At 47.1% G+C, this 5,100-nt stretch carries 4 protein-coding genes and 4 tRNA genes; 7 read left to right on the forward strand and 1 reads right to left on the reverse strand.

Annotated features, from left to right (window positions below; all coding sequences use genetic code 11):
- Window positions 1–231: 231 nt before the first annotated feature.
- Complete coding sequence (locus V7D78_RS15850) at window positions 232–900, reverse strand: Bax inhibitor-1/YccA family protein (protein WP_333609432.1); 669 nt, start codon at window positions 898–900, stop codon at window positions 232–234.
- 162 nt (window positions 901–1,062) lie between these two features.
- Between V7D78_RS15850 and V7D78_RS15855 the strand changes: the two genes are divergently transcribed.
- The 7 genes from V7D78_RS15855 (at window position 1,063) to V7D78_RS15885 (ending at window position 5,001) form a co-directional block, all read left to right on the forward strand.
- Window positions 1,063–1,153 (forward strand) — tRNA-Ser (locus V7D78_RS15855).
- Window positions 1,154–1,306: 153 nt separating this feature from the next.
- Window positions 1,307–1,397: transfer RNA gene (locus tag V7D78_RS15860), tRNA-Ser, on the forward strand.
- A 211-nt stretch (window positions 1,398–1,608) separates the two neighbouring features.
- Entirely contained in the window at window positions 1,609–2,250 is a 642-nt protein-coding gene (gene uvrY / locus V7D78_RS15865) for a UvrY/SirA/GacA family response regulator transcription factor (RefSeq protein ID WP_442886660.1), read from the forward strand.
- Between the two features lie 9 nt (window positions 2,251–2,259).
- Window positions 2,260–4,083: an excinuclease ABC subunit UvrC gene (gene uvrC, locus V7D78_RS15870; RefSeq protein ID WP_333609434.1), complete on the forward strand. Its 1,824-nt coding sequence runs from the start codon at window positions 2,260–2,262 to the stop codon at window positions 4,081–4,083.
- Window positions 4,084–4,115: 32 nt separating this feature from the next.
- Window positions 4,116–4,673, forward strand: a complete 558-nt coding sequence (pgsA, locus tag V7D78_RS15875; protein WP_333609435.1) for a CDP-diacylglycerol--glycerol-3-phosphate 3-phosphatidyltransferase — start codon at window positions 4,116–4,118, stop codon at window positions 4,671–4,673.
- Window positions 4,674–4,816: 143 nt separating this feature from the next.
- Window positions 4,817–4,892: transfer RNA gene (locus tag V7D78_RS15880), tRNA-Gly, on the forward strand.
- 35 nt (window positions 4,893–4,927) lie between these two features.
- A tRNA-Cys gene (locus V7D78_RS15885) sits at window positions 4,928–5,001 on the forward strand.
- The last annotated feature ends 99 nt before the right edge of the window (window positions 5,002–5,100 follow it).

Consider the following 5,100-nt stretch of genomic DNA (forward strand, 5'->3'; position numbering starts at 1 on the left):
AGTTTTAACGCCGAGTCGGCATTGTGGGCCATAAACACCTGCTCGATAGCAAAACCTTGTGCTGATGCTGCCTGGCAAAAACTCAGGGCACTGGCAAAGCTTTGACTGGCCAACGGGCTGGATGTCAGCAAAATACTAAAGCTTGGTTGCATGGTTTGTTCGCTTGCTCATAAAAAAATACCCCATCAACGACGGGGTATTTTAACTAAAGCAGGCGCTGGGGTATAGCGATTAATCATCACTACCCATAATGCCAAGAATGCTCAATAAGTGCACAAAAATATTAAAGATATTCAGATACAGGCCTACAGTAGCGCGGATATAGTTGGTTTCACCACCATGGATGATGCGGCTGGTATCAAACAAAATTAAACCAGACATAATCATAATGATTGCGGCACTGACGGCCAGGCTTAAGGCTGGAATGGCCAGAAAAATATTAGCGATAAAGGCAATAATGGCCACTATCAAACCCACCATTAAAAACCCGCCCATAAAAGAAAAGTCTTTGCGGGTAGTCAGCACATAAGCTGACAAGGTGAAGAAGATAACGGCTGTGCCACCTAGGGCTTGCATAATCAGCTCAGGACCATTAGCCAGGCCCGCGTAAGCATTAAGCATTGGGCCTAAGGATGCACCTAGGGCACCGGTAAAACCAAAGATCCAGAACAAGCCACTGGCTTTATCAGCCTGCTTGTTAACGATAAACAACATCACAAAACCGGCAATAAAGAAAGCCAGGGACATTCCGCGACCCATGCCCATTGCCATGGCTGTTACTGCTGCCACTGCACTAAAAGTTAAGGTTAAGCCTAATAAGAAGTAGGTGTTTTTCAATACTTTGTTTATTTCAACGCCGCTTTGCGCAGTGCTGAGGGCGCCGGTTTCTCTGTATGACATAGCTGTCTCCTTTTACCGAAGTTTATTATAAGGTTACTGACCTTATAATACGTGCTAAGTTCCATTGAGACCAGTCCCTCAGTCGATAAAAAAGCGCTTAATGGTTTTTTTTAGCCTTGCCACTTTATTTTAAGCCATAAACTGATTAGTATACGCAGCGCTGGAGGGATGGCAGAGCGGTTTAATGCACCGGTCTTGAAAACCGGCGTGGGTTAATAGCCCACCGAGAGTTCGAATCTCTCTCCCTCCGCCACTTTACCCTAAACCACCGCAAGGTGGTTTTTGTGTTTTTAAGCTACAGAAATAAAAAGGGCTGTAGCTGCGCAAATACTAAGCAAACGCGCTTAATTTGCAAAATAGCGCTTTACAAAGTGTAACGCAGTTCTTACTATGCGCTCCATATCGCGGAGGGATGGCAGAGCGGTTTAATGCACCGGTCTTGAAAACCGGCGTGGGTTAATAGCCCACCGAGAGTTCGAATCTCTCTCCCTCCGCCATTTCATGCGTAATTCATTTTCCTCATATCAATATCTCATTTTATTTTTTTTATTGGTTTCATATCGTTAACCTTTCTGGCACACTTAATGAGTAACTGCGATACCGCTAAGTTTTGCAGTGTCAGAAGTTAGCCAAATGGCCTACATTCGGCTATGCTATGACTGATAATTATTCTAATAACCAGTAATACGGAGAAGCCAGTTGATTAACGTGCTGTTAGTTGATGATCATGAGCTCGTACGAACTGGAATAGGTCGCATACTAAAGGATGAGCGCGGTATCAAGGTGATAGGCGAAGCTTGTTCTGGTGAAGAGGCCCTGCAGTTTTGCCGGCAACATGAACCCGATGTGGTACTGATGGACATGAATATGCCTGGCATGGGTGGCTTAACGGCGACCAAACGCATTTTGCACTATTGCCCGGATATTAAGATCCTTGCTTTATCAGTATCTTGCGAAGAACCTGTTCCCACTAAAGTCATGCAGCTGGGGGCATCAGGCTTTATTTCTAAGAACTCAGCGCCTCATGAGATGGTGGCTGCTGTGCGTAAGGTGTATACCGGCGCCCGGCATATTTCAGACGAAGTAGCACAAAAGATGGCGCTGGCTAAGGTATCGCAACAAAAAGAAAATCCTTTTGCCGAATTGTCTGACCGCGAACTGCAAATTATGCTGATGATTACCCAGGGTCAGAAGGTGACGGATATTGCCGACCAATTGAGTGTTAGTGCCAAAACGGTTAACTCTTATCGGTACCGGATGTTTGAAAAACTGGCCATCAGCGGTGATGTAGAGCTTACTCATTTGGCGCTGCGCCACGGTATGATTGATATTGCCAAAATTACCCCCTGATGCCCGTTAATGTCTGTGTTTGATGCTAAAGCTTTTCTGGCTAAGGTACCGTCGCAACCCGGCGTGTACCGGATGCTGGATAAACAACAGACGGTAGTTTATGTTGGCAAAGCAAAAGATCTGAAAAAACGCCTGGCCAGTTACTTTCGGCAACAGGTAGATAGTGTCAAAACGCAGGCACTGGTTGCACAAATTGCTGAGATTGAACTGACCATTACCCACAGCGAAACAGAAGCGCTGATCCTCGAAAATAATCTGATAAAGCAGTTTTTACCCAAATATAATGTGCTGCTGCGCGATGATAAATCTTACCCTTATATTTTTTTGAGCGGCCATAAGCATCCGCGCATTAGCTCGCATCGCGGGCCAAAAACCAAAGCCGGTCAGTATTTTGGCCCTTATCCTAATGCCAATGCGGTGTGGCAAAGTTTAAAAACCCTGCAGAAAATTTTTCCTATCCGCCAATGTGAAGATGGCTTTTACCGTGCCCGTACCCGGCCTTGTTTGCAGTATCAGCTAAAACTGTGTTCTGCGCCCTGTGTTGGTAAAATCAGTGATGACGACTATGCTGAGCAGGTGAGGTTGGCTACGCTTTTTTTGCAGGGTAAAAACCAATTGGTGCTGGATGATTTGGTTCAAAAAATGCTCATGGCCAGTGAGCAACTGGCGTTTGAAACTGCGGCCAGTTATCGCGATCAAATCAGTGCATTGCGTCAGGTTCAAGAGCAACAACATGTTAGCGGAGAGCAGGCAGAGCTGGATGTGATTGGCTTTAGCTTGGCAGGGCAAAGTGCGGTAGTACATTTGTTGTTGGTACGCGATCAAAAAATATTGGGCAGCAAAGCCTTTTCCCCCAAGGTGCCGGCCAATAGTCATCCTCAGGAAGTGTTGTCGGCCTTTGTCAGGCAGTTTTACTTAAGCGGTGTCGCTGGCCAGCTGATCCCAAAACACATTATTCTGCCGATGGCTCTTGAGGATGAGGTTGCTCTGAGTGCCGCTATCAGTGCGGTAGCCGGCTACAGTGTGCAATTATTGACACCCAAACGCGGTGAGCGGGCAAATTATCTGGCGTTGGCCCAAAAAAATGCCGAGCAGGCGCTGCTATCACGGCAGTCACTGGCACAAAAAATGGCACTGCGTTATCAGCGATTACAACAGCTGTTGGCGTTACCCGATGGTATTCATCGTATGGAATGCTTTGATATCAGCCACACCATGGGTCAGGATACCATTGCCTCTTGTGTGGTATTTGATGATAAAGGCCCCTATAAGGCGGAGTACCGCCGCTACAATGTCTCTGGTATTACCGGCGGAGATGACTACGCCGCTATGCAGTTTGCGCTGGATAAGCGCTATGGCCGGCTGGAAGATCAGGAAAAAATACCGGATGTCATTTTTATTGATGGGGGGCAGGGCCAGTTAAATACCGCCATTAGTGCTTTTGCCAACTGGCCGCACGCTAAACGACCATTGTTAGTTGGCGTGGCTAAAGGCACGAGCCGCAAACCCGGTTTGGAAACCTTAATTCTGGCTGATAGCGAGCGGCAGTGTCATTTAGCCGCCGATGATCCGGCGCTGCATCTTATTCAACATATTCGTGATGAGGCGCACCGTTTTGCGATAACAGGTCATCGTAGTAAACGCGGTAAAACCCTGCTTAAAAGCCCATTAGAGCAAATAAAGGGGATTGGCGATAAGCGTCGGCAGGCTCTGCTGCAATATTTTGGTGGCTTGCAGGGGGTGCTTAAAGCATCCGCGACTGAACTTGCGACTGTGCCGGGTATTTCACGGCTGCAAGCAGAAAAGATTTACCAAGCCTGTCATAACAAGTAGCATAGCAAGATTGATGTTGTGAGAACTGTTATATGTGGAATATTCCCAATCTGTTAACCTTGTTCCGGCTACTGCTTATCCCGGTGTTTATCGGCTGTTTTTATTCTGGTTGGGAGCATTACCGCTTCTGGGCGGCGCTGGTCTTTTGTTTAGCGGCCATTACCGATGCCCTGGATGGCTATCTGGCGCGCAAGCTCCAACAATCAACGCCCTTTGGTGCTTTTTTAGATCCTGTCGCCGACAAAGTGATGGTGGCAGTAGCGCTGGTGGTGTTAGCTATTCATGAACAATCACTGTGGTTTAGTATTCCGGCGATTATTATCATCAGCCGCGAAATTGCTATATCTGCGCTTCGGGAGTGGATGGCGGAAATAGGTAAAAGAGCTAACGTAGCCGTGTCTAACCTTGGTAAATACAAAACCATCGCGCAGATGCTGGCGCTCATTGGCTTAATCTGGCAGCCACAGTTTAGCTTACTGGCCTGGTTTACCCCTGTCGGTTACGCCATGTTATATCTGGCAACGGTATTAACCCTGTGGTCTATGTACGTTTATTTAAGCGCTGCCTGGCATGATTTGTCTCAGCAGTAGCGGCTGAGTCATTAAAAAGCCTAAGCGAGTTAAAATTTAAGCAGTCAGTCACAAAACTAAGATTTTGTTATTGACTGGCCTAATTAAAACAGTAGAATGCGACACGTGTTAAGGCAGATGGCCTTTAAACGGGTTAATGCAACGCGAGTATAGCTCAGCTGGTAGAGCGCGACCTTGCCAAGGTCGAGGTCACGAGTTCGAACCTCGTTACTCGCTCCAACATTACACTTAATGTTTGTTTGGATGTTTAAAGTGGCGGGTTGGCAGAGTGGCCATGCAGCGGATTGCAAATCCGTCCACCTCGGTTCGACTCCGGGACCCGCCTCCATTTTACCTTTATTAGCAAGGTTAAAGCTAAAACACAAGGTTGTCTGCCCGGGTGGTGAAATCGGTAGACACAAGGGATTTAAAATCCCTCGGGGGAAAC

This window comes from Arsukibacterium sp., assembly GCF_036735525.1.
Lineage (GTDB): Bacteria > Pseudomonadota > Gammaproteobacteria > Enterobacterales > Alteromonadaceae > Alishewanella.